A 21,349-nucleotide genomic window follows, 5' to 3' on the forward strand; every position below is an offset into this window, starting at 1 on the left:
CACAGGGCTGGATATGTTCACCGCCGCGTGATTCACTTTTCCGGGTGTTGGGAAGACCACGTCCGCCGACAACTTCGCGTCGCTGATCAACGAGGTCGAGGACCGGCTGTTCGTGGTGCTGACCGACGACACGTGGTTCGACCCCGGTCACGGCGACGACTCGGCCCACCCAACTGTGGTCAGGCCTGCTGGACCGCACGCTGCAACTGCTGCACGAAGTCCTGCGGCAGTTCTTCCGGCGGAGAGACGATGAGTTTCGCCTCGACGGCCAAGGTGTTACCCGTCAGCACGACATCGGCGTAGCACGTGATCCCGGCGTTTCGAAGCGGCCGCACGATCGGCAACAGCTTCGCGGAAGTCTGCTTGGTCAGCTCACCGATTTCCTCGCCGTCGAGGTGGACGACGACGATTTCGCTCTTCGAGCGCGGGCCCGCGCGTTCCACGACTTGCAGGCTGGCGACAACCAACGCCTTTCCCAGCGGATGGACACGGCCCATGAACGCACCGAGCACGTCCAGGTGCTCGTTCTCCCGTGTCAATTGATAACTGCGGCGCCCCGCTGGAATGACCAAGTGGCGTGAACGTTCGTCAGCGGCGTTCATGGGGAACAGCAGCGCCGGATCGGCCAGGTCGAGCGATACGCTCGCCATGAAGTCCCCTCCGGTGCGGCGCCACCAGACTCGTGCGCGACATCTGCCGGTCTTTCCCGACCGTTCCAACATCGTCAGTGAAGTCGAGTACTCGGCGGCCGACTCGCGGGGGAGGTAGCCGACCACGCTGCCGTTGATCAGCACCTGAACCGCGTTGCGGTCGTGGCGGTTCGACGGTTCGCGCCGCAGATGAGCCACCATCTCTCGCTCACCCGTTGACCCCGCACCGGCCAGGCGGCGCAGCTCCTTGGAGTAGTGCGACTCACCGACGACCTCCTGACCGAACCACCCAGACCCCCGCAGCAGGAGCGACGGCCCGGACGAGGATTCGCCCGCAGCGGGACGAGACGGCTTCGGTTTCGGCTGGACGCGAGGCGTTTCGGGAGCCTTGTCGGCGTCGGCGTCGGCGCAAAGAGAAAGCAGTCCGCTGTGCAAACGCTCGAACTCCGACTGCTGTCGCCGGGTGAAGTGCAGCTGACAAGGGTGCCCGTCTCGAACGACGAGGTCCAGACGTCCATTTCGAAACAAACCTGCTCTGGACATCGAGACCGAGACCAGTTCCGCACTGGTCACAACGAGCCTGCTCCTGCCCAGCGCCGCCTTCGCGAGAACGTTCTTGGGCGTGACGACGAGCTGGATTCCGTCGAAGTCGACAGAGATTCTGTAACCGTCCACCGATCACTCCTGCCGATTCGTGGCGCTCGTCGGCGCCGGTTCATCGGCATAGTCGTTCTGGCAGCGGATCGCTGTTGCAGATCACTCCAAAACCACCCAGGAGACGCAATGGTGAATGTCCCGCGGTCAGCCGACCTCGTCGAGCAGATCGAGATACCCGGTGGTCGCACGCCACAGGGCGTCCGAGTACGGGGTGAGCTTGCCGGGGCTCCAGCGGTGATCGGTGTAGGCCTGGTTCTCCCGCCGCACCGCCCGGAGGCTCACCTCGAACTCGTCCTCGACGCGCTTGCGCAGTTCCTCGGGCGACGGCGCGGCCTGGCGCACCAACTCCCCCGTGCCGTCGCTGATGGCGACGAGCGCTTCCTCGTTGATGCCTTCCGCAGCGCTCCACAGGAGTGCGGGCCGTTCGATGCGGTGGTTCCACACCGGGGCGTCCTTCGAGCGCCAGCGCGCCTCGAACGGGTTGCGCGACAGCCGCGTCGAGTTCGCCCAGTGCTCGGCGCCGACCGGCTCGCTCATCCACGGCACCTCGTCGACCGGCAGGTCGGTGACCAGCGCCACCTCGATGGTGTCGACGTCGCGGGGCACGTCGAGCAGCGCGCCGAAGACCCACACCTCTACCACCTGGAACCGGAAGAACGAGGTCGGCAGCTCGCCGCACTTCTCGGCGAGTTCGGCCAGGTGGTGCACAGCGCGAGTCCATTTCACGAGGTGGATCATGCCTGACCGCGTGGCCGAGGCTCTGGCGCGGCTGGACGAAGTCGAACCCACGCTGTGTGCGTTCCACGAGGTGTTCCGCACTCCCTCTCTCGACGTGGACCCCTCGCTGCCGTTCGCGGGCATGCCGGTCGCGGTGAAGCGAGGCGAACGCCGAAGCCACCGCGAAGCGTTGGTGGCCATGGGCTGCATACCGATCGGCCTGACCACCACACCCGATGGCAGCACCCCGTGGCAGACGTGGGGCCGCAACTCTCGCGGCCTCACACGCAACCCATGGAACCTGAACCGCACGCCAGGCGGTTCGTCGGCGGGCTCCGCCGTCGCGGTGGCGTCCGGTGTCGTGCCGCTGGCCACGGGTGTCGACGGCGCGGGCTCGATCCGCGTCCCGGCCGCGTGGTGCGGTGTGTTCGGGCTGAAGACGACCTCGTTCGAACGGGCCGCGGTCGGCGTCTTCGTTCGCGACCCCTCGCTGCTCGCCACCTACCTGGGCATCACCGGGGTCGGCTCACCCTCCGCGGTCTGGTCCACCGACCTGGGTTTCGCCGAGGTCGACGACGAGCAGGCGTCGATCGCCTGGCAGGCCGCCGTTCCCCTGCGCCCGAGGCCGGTCTCGTTGTCGTTCGAGGAACCGGCGGACGACTGGTTCGCCGGCCGCTGCGGCCCGAATCCCGAACTGGACGCGGTGTTCGAGACCGCTGACCTGCTGCTCACCCCGACCACGCCCGGTCCACCGCACGGCCACGAAGGGCCGGGTTCGCGCATCAACACGGCGTTGACCTGGGCGTTCAACCTCAGCGGACATCCGGCGATCAGCATCCCGGCCGGGTTCGACTCGTCCGGCCTGCCGGTCGGCCTGCAGGCGGTGGCGCGGCACGGCCGTGAGACGGACCTGGTGGCCGCCGCGCTGTTGACCTCCAGTGCGGTGGAGGTTGCACCCTGGCCGCCATGAACCTCGTCGTACGCGCGGAACAACAGTCGCTCTGGTTGTGCTTCGAACCGTGGGCCAACCAGTACACGCTCCTGCCGGGGACCGCGGTCCTGGTCAGGTTCCCACCGGACACACCGGTCGAGGTCACGCACCACCGCGACGGCATGACGTTCTTCTCGCTCGGCCCGCACCCCGACCTGTACGCCGAGGACGGGAGTGCCGTGGAGATCTACAGCGAGTACATGCCGGTCTTCGGCGAGGACCTGCCGATCGCGGCGCTGAGACACGTCATGGAGGCCGTCCCGCCGATCCGTGACGAGCCGGACCGGCTGAACTGACAGAGGGCCTGCCAGCGTCACCCGATCGAGTGCTTTGGATCCAATTCACCTCGCTGATCAAGGTTCGTGCCGTGTCCTCGTCACCCGAAGGAGGCCACGGATGGCGCGGAGAATCGGTGGGGCCGGAGGCGGATCGGATCCCGGTGCCGGCAAGGCGGGCGCGGTGGTCGCGGCAGGGGTGCTGGCGGTGTCGCTCACCGCCGGCGGCGGACTGTCGCTCGGCGGAGGCGCGTCCACGACCGCCGTCGACTCCGCCGGCGTGAATCTGAGCAGAGCCAAGTCCGAGGGCAGGAAGTCCGCCCGCAACGGTGACGCCGACGGCGCGTGGCGTCGGCTGAACATGCGGACGCTCAAGCGCACGGCCAGACCGGCTTTGGAGTGCGTCTCGCATTCGTTCGGTCAGGTGCGGGACCACTTCGTCCGCAACCCGTGCAAGTCGCTCGACCGCACGCTGTTCGCCGTCGGCGACGACCAGGGCACCATCGCGGTGGTGTCTGTCGCGTGGGTCGGCTTCCGCAGCCGGCGGGACGCCGGAGAGTTCAAGAAGCTCATCGACGTGCACGGCACCGGCGACGTCAGCCCGCTCGCCACCCCGCTGCTCGGTCTGGCGGACGTCCGCTTCACCGGGCTGCACTACCAGTCGCGAACCGAGGGCAGCACGATCGTCATCGCCGAGACCGAGTCCGCGTCCGGCCAGGTCAGCGATGAGACGCTGGACGCCATGGCGGACATGGCTAGCTGGCTGCCGCGTTGAGCCGCAGGCACGATGTCGAGAAACGGCGAGAGGCTGCGACATAGGGCTATGGACACACGCGTGGACGACTACATCGCAGGGCTGCCCGACTGGCAGCAGGACATCTGCCGCGAGGTGCGCAGGCTCGTGCACGAGGCCGACCCGGACGTCGAGGAGACGATCAAGTTCACGAACCGGCCGTACTTCGTGCTGGACGGCAACGTGTGCGCGTTGCTCGGCACCAAGGACCACGTGAACGTGATGCTCTACGACAAGGCGATCGTGCCGGACCCGCACAACATCATCACGAGCGGCCACGGCAACAAGACCGCGCGCATGATCTCCGTGTACCGGGACCAGCCGATCAACGCGCCGGCGCTCGTCGAGATGTTCCGCCACATCATCGCGAACAACCGCCGTCGCAAGGGTGCCGGACCGCGTCGGTAGCCTCATGCCGCATGGAGGTCGAGATCTACACCGACGGTGCGTGCAGCCCCAATCCCGGGCCGGGCGGCTGGGGCGCCGTGCTGCGTTACGGCGCGCACGAGAAGGACATGTACGGCGGTGACATCGGCCCGACGACGAACAACCGCATGGAACTGATGGCGCCCATCATGGCGTTGGAGAGCCTCACGCGTGCTTCCACCGTGAACCTCTACACGGACAGCACGTACGTCCGGAACGGCATCACCTCGTGGGTGCACGGCTGGAAAGCGAACGGCTGGCTCACCAAGGCCCGCGAGCCCGTCAAGAACTCCGACCTGTGGCGTCGCCTGGAGGAGGCCGCGAACCGCCACGAGGTCGAGTGGCACTGGGTCAAGGGCCACGCGGGTCACCCGGAGAACGAGCGCGCCGACCGCCTCGCCGTGCGCGGCGTCGAAGAAGTGACGGGCCGCAAGACCGAACAGCCCGGCACGAAGCCGAAAAAGGCCGCGAAACCCAAAGCGCAGCCCCGTGAACTGAGCGGTGAACCGTGTGGCGCGCCTACGAAGAAGGGCACGCCCTGCCCGATCACCGCGGGCGCGAACGGCCTGTGCCACGTGCACGACCCGGGATTGCAGTGCGGTGCCACCACGAAGAAGGGCACGCCCTGCAGCATCGCGACCGGCGGCGGCCGCTGCGAACACCACCAGGACGCGCTGGAACTGTTCGCGTAGCAGCCGGCGCAGCGTCGCCGCCATGCTCCCAGCGCGCCTCAGTCGTCCAGCAGGCTCACGACAGCACCTTCGCCAGGCGCGCCATGCCCTCCCCGATCTCCTCCACCGCGTTGCTGGTGAACGACATCCGCAACGTGGCGTGGTCCGGCTCGGTCGCGAAGAAGGCCGCACCGGGCACGAACGCGACGTCGTGCCGCAAGGCCTCCTTGAGCAGCACGGCGCTGTCCACGTCACCGGGAAGCCGCAACCACACGAACATCCCGCCGTCCGGGTCGCTCCACGTCGTGCCGGCGGGCATGGTGGCGGGCAGCGCCGCGATCATCGCGTCGCGGCGGGCGCCGTACTCGACGCACAGGCGGGTGATGTGGGCGTCGAGGTCGTTGTGCGCCAGGTAGGCCGCCGCAGCGGCCTGGTCCACTGTGGACGTGTGCAGGTCGGCGGCCTGCTTCACGATCGTCAGCGTGCGCAGCAGGTCGGCAGGAGCCCTCAGCCAGCCCAGCCGCATGCCGGGGGCGCCGACCTTCGAGAAGCTGCCCAGGTAGATGGTCCTGTCGTTGACCGAGGCGAGCGCGGGCACGGCGGAGCCCCGGTAGCGCAGTTCGCCGTACGGGTCGTCCTCGACGATCCACAGGTCGTGAGCCGCGGCGATCTCGGCGATCTCCACTCGACGTGACGCCGAGAGGGTGCGGCCGGTCGGGTTCGCGAACGTCGGCACCAGGTAGAGCAGGTCGGGCTTCTCCCGTGCCACGACGGACCTCAGCGACTCGGGGACCAGGCCGTCGGCGTCGCTCGCGACGGACACGATCCGGGCGCCGGTCATCCGGAAGCACTGCAGTGCGGCCAGGTACGTCGGTTCCTCGACCGCCACGACGGCGCCGGGGCCGAGCATCGCGGTGGCCACGAGGGCGAGCGCCTGCTGGGAGCCGGTGGTGATCAGGACGTCCGAAGTGGGCAGTCCGCGGCAGGTCAGGCGGGCCGAGACCAGGGCGCGCAGGGCCGGATCTCCTTCCGTGGGCGCGTATTGCAGGACGGCGCGGTCCCTCAGGGCGAGGTCGTAGGCGGCGCGCACACCGTCCAGGTCGAACAGTTCGGGGGCGGGAAGGCCGCCGGCGAACGAGATGACCTCGGGACGGGAGGTCAGCGCGAGCAGGTCGCGCACCGGGGAACTGGCCACGGAGAGGGTGCGGTGCATGGACTTCACGTTAATCGGCGGACCGGGTGGCGCCTATATGCCGGTCGAGCTATATTGCCGTCATGGCATCTACGTTCGCTGTCCTGGCGGATCCGAGTCGCCGGGAGATCCTCGACCTGCTGCGTGAACGCGAGCGGCCGGTCGGCGACCTCGTCGACCGGCTGACCCTCACCCAGCCGACCGTCTCGAAGCACCTCAGGGTGTTGCGCGAGGCCGGTCTGGTCGAGGTCCGCACCGACGCCCAGAAGCGCTGGTACCGGGTGTCGCCCGAGCCGCTGGCGGAGATCGACGCCTGGCTCGCGCCGTACCGGCGGATGTGGGAGAAGAGCCTCGACGCACTGGAACGCCGACTCGACGAGATCGAAGGGGACTGACCGTGGACGCGGAACTGCGGATGATCGAGGGCAAGCCCGTGCTGCGCTTCGAGCGCACGCTGCGGCACTCGCCGGAGAAGGTCTGGCGGGTCGTCACCGATCCGGCCGAGATGAAGCACTGGTTCCCGGCCGAGGTCGACATCGACGGCCGCAGGATGCGCTTCACGTTCCCGGACGAGGCACCGGTGGACGCCGACGGCGGCGAGGGCGAACTGCTCGAGTCCGACCCGCCGAAGGTCTTCGCCTTCCGCTGGCTGAACGACGTGCTGCGCTTCGAGATCCTGCCGCGCGACGAGGGCTGCCTGCTGGTCTTCACCGCCGTCGTGACGAACAGGCTGTCGATCGGCCGCGACGCACCGGGCTGGGCCACCTGCCTGGACGCGCTGACCGCCCACGCCGACGGCACGGAGTTCGAACCGCCCGCGGAGTGGCTGCCGCGCATCGAGCACTACATCAGGCATTTCGGCCTCGACGAGGGCACCGACGAACCGCAGGGAGTGCGCTTCGAACGGGACCTGGTGTGGACACCACTGGACGACGTCTGGAAGGTCCTCACCGAGGGGGACGAGACCGGTGTTCCGCCCCGGGCCGCACATCCCGGCATCACCCCGGGCGAGATCACCAGGTCCGAGGCACCGCACCTGCTGGAGTACGAGTGGCTGCGGGACGGCGAGCCGCAGGGCAAGGTGCGCTGGGAGTTCGACCACGTGCCGCTGCAGGGCACCACGGTCACGCTCGTCCAGGAGAACGCCCACGGCCCCGAAGCACTCGCGGCGTGGCACGTGCACCTGGAGCTGTTCTTCGCCGCCACTCAGGGCGAGATCCGCTGCCCGTGGCCCGAGGACCGGGAGGCGGAACTGGCCGAGCGCTACGCCGGCCGCTGACGGTCGTCGCGGACGCGGCCGGACCGGGATCCGGCCGCGCCAGGGCGTCAGTCGTGCTGCACGCGATCTATGAGGCAGACCCAGTCGGGCGTGCTCCGCCGGACCAGCCGTCGCGGTGTCCTCAACTCGTGTTCCAGCACCGCGCGCCGCCGGTCTCCCGGGTTCGGCGCGAGCTCTTCGAGCTTGTCGAGGTCGGCGGCGGTGAGGCGGACGTCGGTCACCTTCGAGGCGTCGGACCTCGCGATCGTCCACCAGCAGGTGTCCGCGGCGTGCTCGCAGCCCAGTCGCCGGTACGACTCCTCCGCGGCGAGGAGGTCGCGCAACGCGGCGGCCTTCTCCCTGGTGGCGAAGAGCAGGTCCGCCCGCACCTGACAGGACTTGGCGACCACCTCGGGAAAGTCCGCGGTGGTGATCACGCCCGTGACCAACTCCTTGCCCTCGTTGTACTTCTTGTCGGCAAGGCACAACCGCGCCTGCAGCACCGCGAGCCAGTGGTAGGGCTCGGTTCCCGGTGTCAGCACGGTCTCGGCCGCGTGCGCCCGCCCCACCGCTGCCGCGAGCTCGTCGGGACAGCGCGTCGATTCGTACCGCAGCAGTTGCAACTCCGCGTGCAGCGAGGCGCACACCCCGAGCTCCTCGCTGGTCGGACCTCCGACCAAGCGGAACAGGTCCTTCGCGATCATCAGCAGGTGCTCGCACTTGCCGAGGAAGTACATGCGGTCGTACCCGACCGCCTCGGCGGCCTGGTGCAGGAAGACCCTGGCCTCGGCGCGCTTGCCCCTCGCCGCGGTCTTCAGGTCCCGGCACTTCTCCGCGATGTGGGTCCCGTCCTGGGCCATCAGGATCGCCTCGCTGAAACGGTGCTCACGCAGCAGATGCCACGCCTGCCCCGCGACGAGCACCTTGGCCTTCAGCTCTTCGTCACCCCTCACCGGCGGCCCGGACGCGAGCGTCCGCAGACACACCTCGGCCAGACGCCGGACCAACCCGACGTCACCGCGTGCCTTGGCCACGGCCACCACCGACTCGAACCCCCGGACCAGTTCGAAGTCACCGGCACCGCGCTCCACGAGCTCACCGGCCAGCAGATAGGCCTTGTCCGAGAAGAGCGGCTCGGCCTGCAGGTCACTCAAGATCGCACGAGTGCGGTAGACCTCGTCGCACTCCTGCACGGCGACCGGTGGGCGGCCGACGCTGTCCTCCTCAAGCGCTTTGAGACTCCGCACCAGTGCCTCCTCCCCGTCGCAGGTGCTCGGATCGAACCGATGAGCCACGAGCTGTTGCAGCACGGCCGGCAGCGAGTTCATCTCGATGCCCGGCGGTACGACCACGACGATCGGGCATCTGTCCGCCCCACCGTGGTGGTAGAGCTTCTGCCGGATCAGCCCCAACTCGTAACGGACGCCCAGCCGTTCCCTGAAGTCGTTGGACAGCAACGCTTTCAGGTACGACTCCGACACGACGACCACCACGATCCGTTCGCGGACCGCGTTCTCCATCCAGGCCTGGATGGACATCGGATGAGAGGAGCTGAGGTCGGCGTCCCAGAGCACGTCGAAACCGTGCCTGCGCAACACCTCGACCACCGGCCCGGCGATCTGTCCTCCGTCGCTACAGCTGTAGCTAGCGAATATGCCCATCTTGGTGACCTCCCCCACCACGCGCACAGGGGATCAGGGGAAGGATGGGATTTCTGGTGCTGCCGTCCATGGTGTGCCTCCTGGGGACCGGGTCGACGAACAGATCCGTGCTGGATCAGTGCGGCGAGGACCAATCACCTGAAGGGAACCTGGATGGTGGAACTCATCAGGGGTCGAACGTCATACGCTGACGACGGCGACATTGCCTCGCCTCATGGGCTTGGGGTCGGGTTATGGGTTGCCATCGGGCAGGTGGCTGTTCCAGCAGCCACCCGCCCGGCCACAGCGATCAAACGCCTCCCAGTTCTTCCAGTCGCCGGTCGATCACGTTGGGGGTCTCACTGGCCGGCAGGGCGAACTTCTCCAGCTGGTAGAAGTAGTTCAGGTACTCCTTCAGCTCCGGCCCCGCGGTGAGCAGGTTGTCCTTGTACGGCTGCTCGATCAGCAACGCGAAGTCGTCCTCGTCGTCGGAGAAGTCGAGGATCGAGAACGAGCTCTTCATCGCCGGGTGGATGCCCTTGGCGAACGGCAGGACCTGGATCGTCACGTGCGACAGTGCGGCGATCTCCTTGATCCTCACGAGCTGGCGCCGCAGCACGTCCTCGCTGCCGATCACCCGGTACAGCACGGCCTCGTCGAGGATGATGAAGATCTCCGGGCCGTCGGGCGCCAGCACCGACTGGCGGTGCAGGCGGATCTCCACACCCCGCGCGATGCTCTCCTCGCTGGTGGCGTTGCCCGCCACCAGGACGCGGGCGTAGTCCGAGATCTGCAGCAGTCCGGGAACGACGTTGAGCTGGCACTGCCGGAAGCGGATCGCAGACGTCTCCAGCTCCAAGAACCTCGCGAACTGCTCCGTGAAGAAGCCCTTGTACTTGTCCATCCACGCGGAACGTGACCGCTTGATGGCCCTGGCCAGCCCGACGAGCTCGTCGACTCGCGCCTTGTCCGTGACCCCGTAGTAGAAGAGCAGGGCCTGGACGTCGGTGACGGAGATCTTGTTCTCGCCCTTCTCGACCCTGATCAGCTTCGAGACCGACCAGTCGAGCGCCTCCGCGACAGCCTGCTGGGTGAGTTCTAGATCATCCCGCATCTGCCTGAGCTCGTCGAGCAGGCGTTTCTGCAGAACAACGGGGCTGTTCACGGCGGTAACACGTCTCCCTTCATTCTGCTATGTAGCAGAATGGTAGCGCTCCAAAAGCGCATACTCGTAGTGCTGTCAACCATTTGGCAGACAGCAGAAGGAGATACACCAAAAAGGAGTGACCACCGCAGGGGCGCACCCAGATGTGATCAAGACTTGACCACACGGTCGGGTGATTGACTCAGAGACGAGCCACTGATTTGACGAACGTCAGCCAGCTTGTGAGCGATATTTCGAATCGTCGGCTGGTGTCCTTGGAGTCCCTCACCCACGCAGCCACGCCGTTGCTCGCACATTCGACGCAGGCCTCGGCACCGCCGCTGCTGTACGAACTGCGGATCCACCTGAGCTCTGAAGCCATTCGCCGCTCCCATCACACGGGTCCCCGACCGAACCCACCCACCTCGGCCTGGCTCACCCGCGCGCACCCCGGGAGAGCGGCGGAGGGAACGCCTCCAACCCGACGAGGCCACGGTTCAGAATAAATCAACGACGACGGTCATCAACACCGCCAGAGGTACGCCGTAGCAAGGGAAAGAGGACATATCAAGGACAGGTCCACGCGAACCTGTTGATATGACATGGAATCAGAGCGTGGCGAACCGGTCGACGCCTACACCACTGATCAGCAGGCGTTCCTTGCGGTTGCCTGTCAACCGCTGAGTCCAGTCGACGAACCCGCCGTCACCGATCTCGACGCCGTCGCGGAACACCTTGAAGCACAAGCCCTTGTAGTACCCGGTGTGCCGCGACGGGTCGGCGGGCAGATCACCGCGCACCACCTCGAACCGCGGATCCAGCACCGTCACGCGGAACTCGACGTCACCACAGGCGGCACGCAGGAACGCGACGTGCTCGGCGAAACTCTCGACCTCGAAGGCCAGCGAACCGCGGTCACGCCCCGCCGACACCGCCGCGAACAACGTGAAGTGCGCGAACCTCCCGGCACCGCTGAACATCTGCGCACGCACGACGCGCTGCACGGCGGCAAGACGCACGTCGCCCGGCCCGGACTGTCGCCGCAGTGCGGCTTCCAGCGCCAGCGCGTTCGTCGGATCCGCGGCCACCTCGGTGCCTCGCATGGTCGACAGGACGTTGTTCTGGTCCATCTCCGCCACCGCGGAACACGTCCCCAGCGGCGCGACGGGAGCGAGCCCGAGCACCGAGAACGACGGCGGCAGGGCGGCCAGCAACCGGTCCTCCGCCGCGCGCAGCACGGCGAACGGCACGGGAGAAGGCGCCACGAACCGGTCGGACCGGTACTGCCGCAACACGTCCGGGCCCGACAACGCGCCGGCACGCCGCCGGGCCAGTGCGAGCAGGAGGCTCGTGAGATCACTGCCGGGCAGACGCGCGAGGCGGTCCAGCACCTCCTCGCCACCCACCGATCGCAGTACCCGTGCCAAGACACCCATGCCTGCCATGATCCACCTCCCCGCCAGCGGATTAGGGTCGTGACCATGACCGAAGTCGAGGAGGGCGAACGGTGGGGGCGCAACGCGGCGCAGCGAGCGGCGCTCGGCGCGAAGATGTCCCTGCCCGCCTGGAAGACCGCGATCGAACGCACGGGCATCACCGAAGGCACCAAGGTTCTCGACCTGGCGTGCGGCAGCGGTGAGTTCTGCGCCGCAGCAACGGACGCGGGCGCGGAGGCGACCGGCATCGACATCTCGCCGGCCATGATCGCGCTGGCACGACAAACGAGCACCGCCGAGTTCCACGAACTGCCGCTGGGCCGGTTGCCTTGGCAGGACGGCACTTTCGACGTCGTGACGGCGTTCAACGCGCTGTTCTTCGCGCAGGATCCCGACGAGGCGTTCGCGGAAGCGGTGAGGGTCAGCAAGGACTACGTGGTCGTGTGCCAGTGGCACCCGGCACTGCCGAGCGACCTCATCACGATCGGCAGGGCTGTGCGGGGGCCGAGTGCGCGCAAGGGCGCGACGCTGCCCGAGCCGCAGGAAGAACTCACGATCGACATTCCCCAGGTGCACCCCGACGAGGCCACGATGCTGCGCAGCTTCCTGAGCGTGGGCAGCTATCAGCGCATCATCGAAAACGAGGGCGAGGAAAAAGTCGTGCAAAAAATCAAGACAGCCGTTGAACCGTTCCGAACCCCAGACGGCGCTTATCGGTTCTCGAACAAGTACCTGATGTCGGTCTTCCGCAAGAACGGTCAGGCGGCGAGGACCTCGTAGCCGGCGCTGGTCAGCGCCGCAGGGCCGGAATGGGCGCTGATCAGGCCCGCAGTCCTCAGGCGCAGACCGGCGAACTGGTCTGCACAGCACAGGCCGTCGACGAGCAACGCGCTTCCGGCGATCTCGCACCGGCCGTCGGCGACTGCTCTGAGAACGGCGCGGTCGCGGTGGGTGAGCGATGTGTCGGTCATCTTCTTCTCCTAGCCGTGAATCCTCTACTTACTGATACGTCGAAGAAGAAGGCTTCGGTTCGACATCTTCGTCAGAGAATTCCGCGCGTACTCCAAGAAGACGAACGGACCGGCCGTGTTCGAACCGGTCCAGCACGACCAGAGCGGCCGCCGCCAACTCCTCGGCGGAGGACGTCGGCGCAGGTAGCTTCATCAGCCGGACCTTCGTGAAGAACGGCACGAACCGCACCTTGACGCCCACACGCACCACAGGGCGCCCCTCGGCCACCACGTCCGCGGCGACCTGATGGGCCAGCGCCACGACCTCACGCCTGATGTCGTCCAACGACGCGAGGTCCTGCTGGAAGGTCTTCTCGTGCGACCGGGACTTCGGGACCCAGGGCGTCGCGCTCACGACCGTGTCCCCCGCGCCCTGACCAACCGTGCGGTAGTGCGGACCCATCCGCGGGCCGAACCGGGCGGCCAGCACGTCCACCGGCGCGGAGGCCAGGTCCGCGACGGTCACGAGCCCCAACTCGGCCAGCTTGCGCTCGGTCTTGGCGCCGATCCCCCACAGAGCGGACGTCGGCCGGTGCCCCATCACCTCGGCCCAGTTCTCCCGCGTGAGCCGGTAGACGCCGGCGGGCTTGCCGAACTCGGTCGCGATCTTGGCGCGCAGCTTCGTGTCGCCGATGCCCACCGAGCAGTGCAGGCCCGTCGCCGCCAGCACCGCCGCCTGCAACGACCGCGCGAGCTCCAGGGGATCGTCCACGGACGCCCCGACGAACGCCTCGTCCCACCCCATCACCTCGACGACCACGGGGAACGAGCGCAGCACGGTCATCACCTCGGCCGACGCGGCCTCGTACAGCGCGTGGTCCACCGGCAGGAACACGGCGTCCGGCAGCTTCTTGAACGCGGTCCGCAGCGGCAGCCCCGAGCGCACGCCGAACTCGCGCGCCTCGTAGGACGCGGTGGCCACGACCGCGCGCTCGGTCGGGTCGCCGTTGCCACCCACCACCACGGGCAGGCCGCGCAACGACGGATCGCGCAGCACCTCGACCGCCGCGATGAACTGGTCGAGGTCCACGTGGAGGACCCAGTCCGCCATGCTGGCCAGAATAGATAATGGGGAGCATGAAACGGTCGGCCGGAATCCTCCTGTTCAGACGAACCACCCAGCTCGAGGTGCTGCTGGGGCACATGGGCGGCCCGTTCTGGGCCCGCAAGGACGCCGGAGCGTGGTCGGTGCCCAAGGGCGAGTACACCGACGACGAGACGCCCGAGGCGGCCGCGCGCAGGGAGTTCGAGGAGGAACTCGGGCTGCCGGTGCCGGAGGGCGAGCTGATCGAGCTCGGCGAGGCCAAGGGGTCCGGCAAGGTCATCACGGTCTGGGCACTCGAGGGCGACCTGGACCCGGAGGCCGTCACACCGGGCACGTTCGAGATGGAGTGGCCGCCGAAGTCGGGTCAGCGCAAGAGCTTCCCCGAGGTCGACCGCGTCCAGTGGTTCAGCGTGGAGGAGGCGAGCGCGAAGATCGTCTCCGCGCAGCGCCCCTTCCTCGAACGACTCACGGCCAGATAGAGGCGACCCACTCCGGGTGGTCGATGAACGGGTTGCGGTTGTGCTGGTAGTTGCTGAAGATCAGGTCGTTGCGGCGCTTCTCGAACGCGTCCGGCGGATCCCCGGCACTCCACTGCTTCAGGACCGAGAGCTTGCCGATGTAGGGCTGCGAGCCGTTCGACACCGAGTTGTTGATCTCCAGGTTCACGTAGCCGTCGTTGCCCTCGTAGCGCACGGCCATGTAGAAGATCATCCGCGCGACGTCGCCCTTCACCGCGGCGCGCGGCTCGAACGAGTCGCCGTCCGCGAGGCTGCCGCCTCCCTGGCTCACCGCCGAACCGCCGTTGTCGAAGTCCAGGTTGCCGCGGGCGGAGTTGACCGAGACGTCCTCGGGCCGCAGGTGGTGGATGTCGGTGCCGGGACCGGTGGCCGTGCCGAAGTCACCGTGCGACTTGGCCCAGACGTGCTCGCGGTTCCACTGGTCGGCGCCGCCGCCGTTCGCCGACTTCGACAGCGACAGGCCGCTGTAGAGGAGCTTGACGTTGCTCGCGTTGGCCGGGTCCTGGTCGGTGACCTTCAACGCGTCCCAGACCTGGTCGTAGTTCAGCTTGGTCTGGGTGCGGATGATGCCGTTCAGGGCCGACTTCAACGCCGCGCCGGACTTGCCGCAGGCCGTCGCGTAGTACGTCTCGCAGTTCGACGAGCCCGTAGTGGTCGTCGTGGGCGGAGTCGTCGTGGTCGGCGGCGGTGTCGTGCCGGCGAACGCGAACGCCGTGGACGAGGTCAGGCCGGGGTGCGAGAAGTACGCGCTCAGGGAGCCGGTCACGTCGATCTGCCTGCCCAGCAGCGACGGGTTCGACTTCATGCCCCACGCCGAGCGGAACGACGACGGGATCTGCACGTAGACCATGCTCGACGTGCTGGTCGTCGACGCCGAGTCGGCGAGTGCCAGCGCGTAGTCGTTGGGATAACCCGAACGGATGACGGTCGTCGTGGCCGTGGGTTGGCCGACGACATACCCGCGCACAGTCGCCGACGACCCGTTCTGGGCCGCGATCGCCTGCGCGACAGTGAGCGGAGCAGCTGCGACAGCGGCGGTCGACCCGTACAGGCCGACCGCCGCCAACAAAACGGCCACTAAAGCAAGTGGACTCCACCGCGCCATGAGCACTCCCCGATCGTGTGGGTGTTTTGCACACGATCGGTGTACATGGTCAACGCTCGGTTAACGAGGGGTCACGGCAGCAGGACGACCTTGCCCGTGGTGCGCCCCGACTCGACCAGCTCGTGGGCCTTCGCGGCCTCCTCCAACGGCACCGCGTGCTCGATCTGCACCTTGAGCTGCGGCAACGCGGCGAGATCGGCGCCCGACGCGGTCACGCCCAGGAACAACTCGAACCGGATTCCCGCCGCGGAAGCTCGGTCAACGTCAAAACCCGGGTTGCCGGGGATGATCGACACCAGCACCCCGCCGGGCTTCAGCACCCGCGCGGACCGTTCGGCGTACTCACCGCCGACCGTGTCCAGCACGACGTCGACCGGCTCGATCCCGGTGAAGTCCTGGTGGCGGTAGTCGATCACCTCGTCCACGCCGAGCGAGCGCAGGAAGTCGTGCTTGGCCGCGGACGCCGTGCCGATCACGTACGCGCCCCGCGCCTTGGCGATCTGCACCGCCACGTGCCCGACACCACCGGCGGCGGCGTGGACCAGCACACGCTGACCAGCGGAGACACTGCCACGTCCGACGAGCGTCTGCCACGCCGTCAGCGCCACCATCGGCGTCGCGCCGGCCTGCTCGACGGTCAGCCACGACGGCTTCTTCACCAGGTTGGCGGCCTGCAGCACGGCGTACTCGGCGTAGCCACCCCCGGCACCGGGGAAGTCGAGCAGCCCGTAGACCTCGTCCCCGGCTGCGAACCCCTCACCGTCCTGCTCGACGGTGCCCGCGACGTCCCAGCCGAGCGTGAACGGCGCCTCGCCGAGCGCCGGGAACCCGCCGGAGCGGATGTAGGTGTCGACCGGGTTCACGCCCGCCGCACTCACCCTGACCAGCACCTGACCCGGACCGGCCACCGGCGTCGCCACCTCGGCGACCTCCAGCACGGCCGCGTCGCCCACGGTCTTCTGCGTGATGACTCGCATGATGATCCCCTTCGACGTCCTCGATGGGCACCATCTTGCAGTTAGCGCAAACTTCTAGAAAGTAGGCACTTGGAGGTGCCTAGTGCGGTGACCACTAACCTTTACCGCGTTTCCCGGCGCTCAGACGGGTGCATCGTGGTGTCGCCCCCACGTCCTCATACTGGACGTATGGGGGCGTGGGGGCGGCACCGCGAGGTTGCCCTGCTGAGCGCCGGGAAACGCGGTGAAGATTGTGGTCACCGCGCTAGCTCTCCCTCAGATACAGGTCTCGGAGCAGCGCGATCTCGGCGAGGTGATGGATCACCTCACGGTTGATGTGCAGTACGAGAGTCGCCATGGGCTCTTCGGCGAACGGTCCTTCCGCCGGACCGACCGCAAGAGAGAGGTCCGCCTTGCGCGCGCCGGCCATCCACGTCTCGTACGCGTCGTCCAGCTGCTTCAACGCCTCGTCGGCTCCCTGAGCGAACCGCCAGGTCCCGTAGTCGGCGGCCGGACCGCCGAAGTGCGAGGCCGACCGCATCGCGAACACACCCACGGTGATGTGCGCGAGCCGCCACGCGATCGTGGTGACCGGCGCGGGCTCGGGCGGCGGGTACTCCCAGTCGATCGAGTTGCCCCGCACGCTCCACGCGTCCGGCACCGGCTCCCAGAAGAGCTCGTCGTCCGTCAGACCGTCGAGCCGCGGCCTCGCCTGCACGTTCCAGTGGAACTCGAGCTGGTCCGTCAACTGCTTGTTCCAGTCCATGCGCCTGACCGTAAACGCGTTTGCGGACAACCACCGCCCTGCTTCCTCCACCGAAAACCAGAATAAACCGAGCGCTCGGTCTAGTATTGGGCGCATGACGACTGTGCAGGAGGCCGCAGCGGTCCGGTACGGCATCTGGGTCGCGTGCCCGGTCGCCGGAGCCGCCGCGGCATGGGGGCTCAAGCTGGCAGCCGGGTGGATCACGACACTGGGGTGGTTCCCGTTCCAGGGCGTGTTCGAGCTGGTCACGGACATGCCGGAACCATGGGCCACGCTCACGGCCATCGCCGTCGGCGCCGTCGCGGGCTTCGTGTTCGCACTGTTCTGGGCGAGCGAGATGATGTCGGTCGAGGTCTCCCACGCACGGGTCACGCTGCGCAAGGACGACAAGACGTTCGCCTTCGGCCGCGACGAGGTCGAGTCGGTGTTCGCGGACGGCAAGCAGCTCGTGCTGCTCTCCCCGGCGGGCGCCGAGCTCGTCCGCGAGAAGTCCGACCTGAGCCGGGCGAGGCTCGAACGGGCCTTCACCGAGCAGGGCTACCGGTGGCGCGCCGCGGACCCGTTCGCCGGTGAGTTCCGGATGTGGATCGAGCACGCCCCTGACCTGCCCGCGGACGTGAACGCGCTGTTCACGGCCCGCCGGAAGGCCATCTCGGAGTACGAGACCGAGGAGGCCGCAGAATTGGCGCGGGAGATCCGCAAACGCGGCGTCTCCGTGCGGGACGAGAAGAAGAGGCAGTACTACAGGTGCGAACGGTAGATCCGGTCAAGCACGCGGAGAAGAAGCGGCACATCACCGACACCGCGGCGGGGTTGTTCGCGCGGAAGGGCTTCGAACGCACGACCGTCGCGGACATCTGCCGGGCCGCGGACATCAGCACCGGCAGTCTCTTCCACTACTTCCCCACCAAGCGCGCGATCTTCCGCGAGATCTTCGTGCAGGACGCCGACGACAACGCGGCCATGTTCGCCAGAGCGCGCGCGCTCAGCCCGTGGGACGGCGTCCTGCTCATGGTCGACCATCTGTGCGCGCCCGCCTTGGACCGGTCCGTGGCCGGGCTCGTGCTGGAGGTCGTGGCGCAGGCCAGCCGGGACGCGGAGCTGTGGGAACTCGTCGGCCGCAACGAACAGGTCGTGCGCGACGAGCTGGCCGTCCTGCTCCAGCAGGCGCACGACCAGGGCCAGATCGCCCTTCCGGTCAGCGCGCCGCACGCCGCGACCTGGGCGCAGGGACTGGTCGACGGCCTCTTCGGCAGGTTGATCGACCCGGACTTCGACGCGAACGAACAGGTGAGCACCCTCCGGTTGATCCTTTCCCGATTCGTGGGTGCTGAAGCACCATGAGGGCATGGCTTATGACGTCGCTGCGGTCCGCGCCCGGTTCCCCGCGTTGCGCGAGGGTGCCGCGCACTTCGACGGACCGGGCGGCGCGCAGGTGCCCGACGTCGTCGCCGAGGCGGTCAGGAGCACGCTGACCTCGGCGATCTCCAATCGCGGCAGCGTCACGGCCTCCGAACGCAGGGCCGAGGAGGTCGTGCGCACCGCACGGCGCACGATGGCGGAGTTCCTCAACGCCGGCAGCATCGTGTTCGGCCGCAGCATGACCCAGCTGACCTACGACTTCGCCCGCACGCTGTCGAAGAACTGGCGGCCGGGCGACGAGATCATCGTGACCAGGATCGACCACGACGCGAACATCAGGCCGTGGGTGCAGGCCGCCGAGGCGGCCCGCGCCACGGTGCGATGGGCGCCGTTCGACCGCACGACCGGTGAGCTGCCCGTCGAGGCGGTGACGAAGCTGCTGTCCGACCGCACCCGCGTCGTCGCGATCACGGCCGCGTCGAACCTGCTCGGGACCCGTCCGGACGTCGCCGAGATCGCACGGGCGGCGCACGAGATGGCGGCGTTCGTGTACGTCGACGGCGTGCACTACACACCGCACGTACCGGTCGACGTCGAAGCGTTGGACGCCGACTTCTTCGTGTGTTCGCCGTACAAGTTCCTCGGCCCGCACCTCGGCGTGCTGGCGGCGGCGCCGGAGCTGCTGGAGACGTTGCGGCCGGACAAGCTGCTGCCGTCGAGCAACGCCGTGCCGGAGCGGTTCGAGCTGGGCACGCTGCCGTACGAGCTGCTGGCCGGGACGACCGCCGCGGTCGAGTTCATGCGCTCGCTCGAAGGCCTGGAGGAGTACGAACTGGGCCTGCGCGAGAAGATGGAGAGCGGCCTGAGGGAACTCGGCGTGCGCATCTACAGCAAGGCCTCGTCGCGCACGCCGACCGTGCTGTTCTCCGTCGACGGGCTGGACCCGGCCGAGGTCTACCGCCGCCTCGGGGCCGAGGGCGTGAACGCGCCCGCCGGCCACTTCTACGCGCTGGAGTGCTCGCGGTGGCTCGGCCTGGGTGACAAGGGTGCCGTGCGCGCGGGCATCGGCCCGTACACCGACGAGTCCGATGTGGACCGTCTGCTCAAGGCCGTGGCCAAGCTCAGATGAACAGGATCAGCGCGGCGTAGGCCGCGCCGACGAGCACGCTGATGTTGAGCCTGCGCGTCACGCGTTCGCCTGGATGTTCGGCGATCAACGAGCGGGCGCGGCCCCACATGAGCTTCTCGCCCGCCTCCTTGTCCGGCAGGTGCGGCGTCGTGAGGACGTCGCCGTGCGGGCCGAACGCGAGCATGAGCTGGGGGCCGGACCGGCGCACGCCGTGCAGCTGCGCCCATGGCACGCGGTAGGTGAAGATGCCCGTGTAGAGCACGACCGCGTTGTGGTCGAGGCGCAGCATCGGCTGGAACCGCGTGACCGCCGAAAGCACGCACTGCACGCCGATCAGCCCGAGCACGATCAGCTCCGGGTAGTACTTCAGCGCGATCAACGCCCCGGCGGCGCCGAGCAGCAGCGCCGCGCCCTCGATCCGCCGCCGGTCACCGGGCCAGATCGCGTGCGGCAGCTCAACCGGCGTGCCCGCGGTGACCGGCACCCCCGGCAGGTGTGCACTGTGGACGGTGTGGCGCGGGCGGACGCGGTTCAGCGTGCTCGTCGCCACGACCTCGCCCTCGATCAGCAACGCCACCTGCCCGCCGTGGTGCCACTCCCCCGCGACGAGGACCTCGACGGGGTCGTGCTGCAGCGGCGGGTCCTCCTCGCCGCGCCACACCCGGCCGAACTGGTCGGTGTCGTGGTAGAGCGGCTCCTCCAGCCCGAGGTCGGCGAGCGTGGTGACCGTCGCGACGTCCTTCTTGCCGTGCCGCAACAGGATCCGGTGCGGTCCGATCTGGTGGGCCTGCACCCGGATCGCCTTCACCGGGCCCGTCCACAGCGAGCGGCGGCGACGTTCCCGCGCGGCCAGCATGACCGCGAAGAACACCGCGGAGCCACCGATGGTCAGCCACCACGTGACGTCCTCGGGTTCGTTCGCCATCCTCACCCACGTGCCGTCCGCGAGCACCGGCACGTCGTCGCCGACGTGGTAGGTCTCCGGCGCGAGCGGCTGGAACGAGGCGCGCTGCCGGTCCGGCAGCTCCACCCACACCTCGTAGGTGTTCTTGACCTCGACGACCTCGGCCTCCACGCGGCTGGCGTTCGCGATGTGCTGCTCGATCGCGTCGTTGGTGAGGCTGTACTGGACGAACGTCAGGAACCCGAACACGACCAGCAGCACGGCGACCACCCGCAGAACTCCGCGCTGCGGTGGCAGGTCCGGCAGGGAGACGAGCGTCGCGCCCGCGGCGTCGTGCTGATCCGTGCGCGACCTGATCGTCCACAACGCCACCAACGCACACGCCACGGCGTGCAGCCCGAACGCCACGTTCGCCACCGCGCTGCCGTCGAGGGCGAGGTCCATCGCGCCGAACAGCACGCCCATCGCGCACCCCGTGAGCACGCGGTTGAACAACAGCAGCAGCGGCGTCGCCAGCAACGGCACCACCGCGAGGGAGAACAACGGGTCCGGCAGGCACGGCTGCGCGGCCGTGCACGGCGCCTCGTTCGCGCTCACGGCGAAGTAGAAGGCGACGATCCACCCACCGACGAGCGCGACCTTGGTCACCCACCACGGAACGGCGGCTGCTTGCCAGCGCTGGACGTCCACGGGACCGATCATGA

General features: G+C 68.2%; 25 protein-coding genes. 12 read left to right on the forward strand and 13 right to left on the reverse strand.

Annotation, left to right across the window (positions count from 1 at the left end; genetic code table 11):
* Nucleotides 1-179: 179 nt before the first annotated feature.
* Together PV646_RS00285 and PV646_RS00290 are read right to left on the reverse strand one after the other, a co-directional pair.
* On the reverse strand, nt 180-1,325 hold the full coding sequence (locus tag PV646_RS00285) for an HIRAN domain-containing protein (protein ID WP_500339410.1): 1,146 nt from the start codon (nt 1,323-1,325) through the stop codon (nt 180-182).
* Between the two features lie 126 nt (nt 1,326-1,451).
* Nucleotides 1,452-2,033, reverse strand: a complete 582-nt coding sequence (locus PV646_RS00290; protein ID WP_500339411.1) for a DUF7711 family protein — start codon at nt 2,031-2,033, stop codon at nt 1,452-1,454.
* A 10-nt stretch (nt 2,034-2,043) separates the two neighbouring features.
* On the opposite strand from PV646_RS00290, the gene PV646_RS00295 reads away from it, so the two are divergent.
* From PV646_RS00295 to rnhA, 5 genes are all read left to right on the forward strand, one after another.
* Nucleotides 2,044-2,994: an amidase family protein gene (locus tag PV646_RS00295; protein ID WP_500339412.1), complete on the forward strand. Its 951-nt coding sequence runs from the start codon at nt 2,044-2,046 to the stop codon at nt 2,992-2,994.
* On the forward strand, nt 2,991-3,311 hold the full coding sequence (locus PV646_RS00300) for a hypothetical protein (RefSeq protein ID WP_500339413.1): 321 nt from the start codon (nt 2,991-2,993) through the stop codon (nt 3,309-3,311). The genes PV646_RS00295 and PV646_RS00300 overlap by 4 nt, the downstream gene beginning before the upstream one ends.
* A gap of 100 nt (nt 3,312-3,411) precedes the next feature.
* Nucleotides 3,412-4,065, forward strand: a complete 654-nt coding sequence (locus PV646_RS00305) for a hypothetical protein (RefSeq protein WP_500339414.1) — start codon at nt 3,412-3,414, stop codon at nt 4,063-4,065.
* A gap of 60 nt (nt 4,066-4,125) precedes the next feature.
* Complete coding sequence (locus tag PV646_RS00310; RefSeq protein ID WP_500339415.1) at nt 4,126-4,491, forward strand: DUF1801 domain-containing protein; 366 nt, start codon at nt 4,126-4,128, stop codon at nt 4,489-4,491.
* Nucleotides 4,492-4,502: 11 nt separating this feature from the next.
* Complete coding sequence (gene rnhA / locus PV646_RS00315) at nt 4,503-5,201, forward strand: ribonuclease HI (RefSeq protein WP_500339416.1); 699 nt, start codon at nt 4,503-4,505, stop codon at nt 5,199-5,201.
* Nucleotides 5,202-5,256: 55 nt separating this feature from the next.
* Here the strand turns inward: rnhA and PV646_RS00320 are convergent, their stop codons facing one another.
* Complete coding sequence (locus PV646_RS00320; RefSeq protein ID WP_500339417.1) at nt 5,257-6,393, reverse strand: aminotransferase-like domain-containing protein; 1,137 nt, start codon at nt 6,391-6,393, stop codon at nt 5,257-5,259.
* Between the two features lie 62 nt (nt 6,394-6,455).
* On the opposite strand from PV646_RS00320, the gene PV646_RS00325 reads away from it, so the two are divergent.
* Together PV646_RS00325 and PV646_RS00330 are read left to right on the forward strand one after the other, a co-directional pair.
* Nucleotides 6,456-6,767: an ArsR/SmtB family transcription factor gene (locus tag PV646_RS00325; RefSeq protein ID WP_189159674.1), complete on the forward strand. Its 312-nt coding sequence runs from the start codon at nt 6,456-6,458 to the stop codon at nt 6,765-6,767.
* A 2-nt stretch (nt 6,768-6,769) separates the two neighbouring features.
* Nucleotides 6,770-7,651 carry an SRPBCC family protein gene (locus PV646_RS00330; protein WP_500339418.1) on the forward strand — a complete coding sequence of 294 codons (882 nt, stop codon included), beginning with the start codon at nt 6,770-6,772 and terminating at the stop codon, nt 7,649-7,651.
* A gap of 47 nt (nt 7,652-7,698) precedes the next feature.
* Here the strand turns inward: PV646_RS00330 and PV646_RS00335 are convergent, their stop codons facing one another.
* The 4 genes from PV646_RS00335 to PV646_RS00350 form a co-directional block, all read right to left on the reverse strand.
* A complete protein-coding gene (locus tag PV646_RS00335; RefSeq protein WP_500339419.1) occupies nt 7,699-9,291 on the reverse strand; it encodes a hypothetical protein in 1,593 nt (530 codons plus the stop codon).
* Nucleotides 9,292-9,580: 289 nt separating this feature from the next.
* A complete protein-coding gene (locus PV646_RS00340; RefSeq protein ID WP_500339420.1) occupies nt 9,581-10,435 on the reverse strand; it encodes a helix-turn-helix domain-containing protein in 855 nt (284 codons plus the stop codon).
* Nucleotides 10,436-10,616: 181 nt separating this feature from the next.
* Nucleotides 10,617-10,796, reverse strand: a complete 180-nt coding sequence (locus PV646_RS00345; protein WP_500339421.1) for a DUF397 domain-containing protein — start codon at nt 10,794-10,796, stop codon at nt 10,617-10,619.
* A 226-nt stretch (nt 10,797-11,022) separates the two neighbouring features.
* Nucleotides 11,023-11,850, reverse strand: a complete 828-nt coding sequence (locus PV646_RS00350; RefSeq protein WP_500339422.1) for a hypothetical protein — start codon at nt 11,848-11,850, stop codon at nt 11,023-11,025.
* Nucleotides 11,851-11,895: 45 nt separating this feature from the next.
* Here PV646_RS00350 and PV646_RS00355 point away from each other — a divergent pair, with 45 nt between their 5' ends.
* Nucleotides 11,896-12,630, forward strand: a complete 735-nt coding sequence (locus PV646_RS00355) for a class I SAM-dependent methyltransferase (protein ID WP_500339423.1) — start codon at nt 11,896-11,898, stop codon at nt 12,628-12,630.
* Here the strand turns inward: PV646_RS00355 and PV646_RS00360 are convergent.
* Nucleotides 12,609-12,821, reverse strand: coding sequence for a hypothetical protein (locus PV646_RS00360; protein ID WP_500339424.1), 213 nt, complete (start codon nt 12,819-12,821; stop codon nt 12,609-12,611). The genes PV646_RS00355 and PV646_RS00360 overlap by 22 nt on opposite strands.
* Before the next feature lie 28 nt (nt 12,822-12,849).
* Nucleotides 12,850-13,911: a DNA polymerase IV gene (locus PV646_RS00365; RefSeq protein WP_500339425.1), complete on the reverse strand. Its 1,062-nt coding sequence runs from the start codon at nt 13,909-13,911 to the stop codon at nt 12,850-12,852.
* A gap of 26 nt (nt 13,912-13,937) precedes the next feature.
* Between PV646_RS00365 and PV646_RS00370 the strand changes: the two genes are divergently transcribed.
* Entirely contained in the window at nt 13,938-14,384 is a 447-nt protein-coding gene (locus tag PV646_RS00370) for an NUDIX hydrolase (protein WP_500339426.1), read from the forward strand.
* On the opposite strand, the gene PV646_RS00375 is transcribed toward PV646_RS00370, so the two are convergent.
* The 3 genes from PV646_RS00375 to PV646_RS00385 all read right to left on the reverse strand — a co-directional run bounded on the left by PV646_RS00375 (nt 14,371) and on the right by PV646_RS00385 (nt 17,250).
* Entirely contained in the window at nt 14,371-15,528 is a 1,158-nt protein-coding gene (locus PV646_RS00375) for an endonuclease (protein ID WP_500339427.1), read from the reverse strand. The two genes, PV646_RS00370 and PV646_RS00375, sit on opposite strands and share 14 nt — an antisense overlap.
* A 71-nt stretch (nt 15,529-15,599) precedes the next feature.
* Entirely contained in the window at nt 15,600-16,505 is a 906-nt protein-coding gene (locus PV646_RS00380) for an NADP-dependent oxidoreductase (protein WP_500339428.1), read from the reverse strand.
* A gap of 244 nt (nt 16,506-16,749) precedes the next feature.
* Nucleotides 16,750-17,250, reverse strand: coding sequence for a DinB family protein (locus PV646_RS00385; RefSeq protein WP_500339429.1), 501 nt, complete (start codon nt 17,248-17,250; stop codon nt 16,750-16,752).
* 94 nt (nt 17,251-17,344) lie between these two features.
* Here PV646_RS00385 and PV646_RS00390 point away from each other — a divergent pair, with 94 nt between their 5' ends.
* From PV646_RS00390 to PV646_RS00400, 3 genes are read left to right on the forward strand one after another with little or no spacing between them, the layout of a single operon-like run.
* Entirely contained in the window at nt 17,345-18,010 is a 666-nt protein-coding gene (locus PV646_RS00390) for a YqeB family protein (protein WP_500339430.1), read from the forward strand.
* The gene (locus tag PV646_RS00395; RefSeq protein ID WP_500339431.1) at nt 17,998-18,594 is read left to right on the forward strand and encodes a TetR/AcrR family transcriptional regulator; all 597 of its coding nucleotides are present in this window, start codon (nt 17,998-18,000) and stop codon (nt 18,592-18,594) included. The genes PV646_RS00390 and PV646_RS00395 overlap by 13 nt, the downstream gene beginning before the upstream one ends.
* A gap of 4 nt (nt 18,595-18,598) precedes the next feature.
* Nucleotides 18,599-19,741, forward strand: a complete 1,143-nt coding sequence (locus tag PV646_RS00400; RefSeq protein ID WP_500339432.1) for a cysteine desulfurase-like protein — start codon at nt 18,599-18,601, stop codon at nt 19,739-19,741.
* On the opposite strand, the gene PV646_RS00405 is transcribed toward PV646_RS00400, so the two are convergent.
* The gene (locus PV646_RS00405; protein WP_500339433.1) at nt 19,734-21,347 is read right to left on the reverse strand and encodes a hypothetical protein; all 1,614 of its coding nucleotides are present in this window, start codon (nt 21,345-21,347) and stop codon (nt 19,734-19,736) included. The two genes, PV646_RS00400 and PV646_RS00405, sit on opposite strands and share 8 nt — an antisense overlap.
* Nucleotides 21,348-21,349 lie beyond the last annotated feature (2 nt).

Source organism: Streptomyces sp. ID05-26A, from assembly GCF_033794685.1.
GTDB lineage: Bacteria > Actinomycetota > Actinomycetes > Mycobacteriales > Pseudonocardiaceae > Lentzea.

What these genes read in the sequence shown, in the direction of transcription:
- PV646_RS00295 (WP_500339412.1), top strand. Translation starts at nt 2,044, where the DNA reads ATGCCTGACCGCGTGGCCGAGGCTCTGGCGCGGCTGGACGAAGTCGAA.
- PV646_RS00385 (WP_500339429.1), bottom strand. Translation starts at nt 17,250, where the DNA reads ATGGACTGGAACAAGCAGTTGACGGACCAGCTCGAGTTCCACTGGAAC.
- PV646_RS00305 (WP_500339414.1), top strand. Translation starts at nt 3,412, where the DNA reads ATGGCGCGGAGAATCGGTGGGGCCGGAGGCGGATCGGATCCCGGTGCC.
- PV646_RS00345 (WP_500339421.1), bottom strand. Translation starts at nt 10,796, where the DNA reads ATGGCTTCAGAGCTCAGGTGGATCCGCAGTTCGTACAGCAGCGGCGGT.
- PV646_RS00400 (WP_500339432.1), top strand. Translation starts at nt 18,599, where the DNA reads ATGGCTTATGACGTCGCTGCGGTCCGCGCCCGGTTCCCCGCGTTGCGC.
- PV646_RS00375 (WP_500339427.1), bottom strand. Translation starts at nt 15,528, where the DNA reads ATGGCGCGGTGGAGTCCACTTGCTTTAGTGGCCGTTTTGTTGGCGGCG.
- PV646_RS00325 (WP_189159674.1), top strand. Translation starts at nt 6,456, where the DNA reads ATGGCATCTACGTTCGCTGTCCTGGCGGATCCGAGTCGCCGGGAGATC.
- PV646_RS00300 (WP_500339413.1), top strand. Translation starts at nt 2,991, where the DNA reads ATGAACCTCGTCGTACGCGCGGAACAACAGTCGCTCTGGTTGTGCTTC.
- PV646_RS00360 (WP_500339424.1), bottom strand. Translation starts at nt 12,821, where the DNA reads ATGACCGACACATCGCTCACCCACCGCGACCGCGCCGTTCTCAGAGCA.
- PV646_RS00365 (WP_500339425.1), bottom strand. Translation starts at nt 13,911, where the DNA reads ATGGCGGACTGGGTCCTCCACGTGGACCTCGACCAGTTCATCGCGGCG.
- PV646_RS00370 (WP_500339426.1), top strand. Translation starts at nt 13,938, where the DNA reads ATGAAACGGTCGGCCGGAATCCTCCTGTTCAGACGAACCACCCAGCTC.
- PV646_RS00380 (WP_500339428.1), bottom strand. Translation starts at nt 16,505, where the DNA reads ATGCGAGTCATCACGCAGAAGACCGTGGGCGACGCGGCCGTGCTGGAG.
- PV646_RS00335 (WP_500339419.1), bottom strand. Translation starts at nt 9,291, where the DNA reads ATGGGCATATTCGCTAGCTACAGCTGTAGCGACGGAGGACAGATCGCC.
- PV646_RS00320 (WP_500339417.1), bottom strand. Translation starts at nt 6,393, where the DNA reads ATGCACCGCACCCTCTCCGTGGCCAGTTCCCCGGTGCGCGACCTGCTC.
- PV646_RS00350 (WP_500339422.1), bottom strand. Translation starts at nt 11,850, where the DNA reads ATGGGTGTCTTGGCACGGGTACTGCGATCGGTGGGTGGCGAGGAGGTG.
- PV646_RS00390 (WP_500339430.1), top strand. Translation starts at nt 17,345, where the DNA reads ATGACGACTGTGCAGGAGGCCGCAGCGGTCCGGTACGGCATCTGGGTC.
- PV646_RS00355 (WP_500339423.1), top strand. Translation starts at nt 11,896, where the DNA reads ATGACCGAAGTCGAGGAGGGCGAACGGTGGGGGCGCAACGCGGCGCAG.
- PV646_RS00405 (WP_500339433.1), bottom strand. Translation starts at nt 21,347, where the DNA reads ATGATCGGTCCCGTGGACGTCCAGCGCTGGCAAGCAGCCGCCGTTCCG.
- rnhA (WP_500339416.1), top strand. Translation starts at nt 4,503, where the DNA reads ATGGAGGTCGAGATCTACACCGACGGTGCGTGCAGCCCCAATCCCGGG.